This is a genomic window from Metabacillus sp. 113a (assembly GCF_050107635.1).
In the GTDB taxonomy this organism is placed as follows: domain Bacteria; phylum Bacillota; class Bacilli; order Bacillales; family Bacillaceae; genus Metabacillus_B.
In genome coordinates, this window is sequence record NZ_JBNILJ010000049.1 from 1 (window position 1) to 255 (window position 255).

A 255-nucleotide genomic window follows, 5' to 3' on the forward strand; every position below is an offset into this window, starting at 1 on the left:
AGCGGACCTCTTCGGAGGTCAGCGGCGGACGGGTGAGTAACACGTGGGCAACCTGCCTGTAAGACTGGGATAACTCCGGGAAACCGGAGCTAATACCGGATAACCTTTTGAACCGCATGGTTCAAAACTGAAAGACGGTTATGCTGTCACTTACAGATGGGCCCGCGGCGCATTAGCTAGTTGGTGAGGTAATGGCTCACCAAGGCGACGATGCGTAGCCGACCTGAGAGGGTGATCGGCCACACTGGGACTGAG

The 255-nt window shown here is 56.5% G+C and carries 1 rRNA gene; it reads left to right on the forward strand.

Going from position 1 to position 255, the window contains the following annotated elements:
* A 16S ribosomal RNA gene (locus ACQCVE_RS19660) occupies positions 1-255 on the forward strand; the annotation flags it as partial.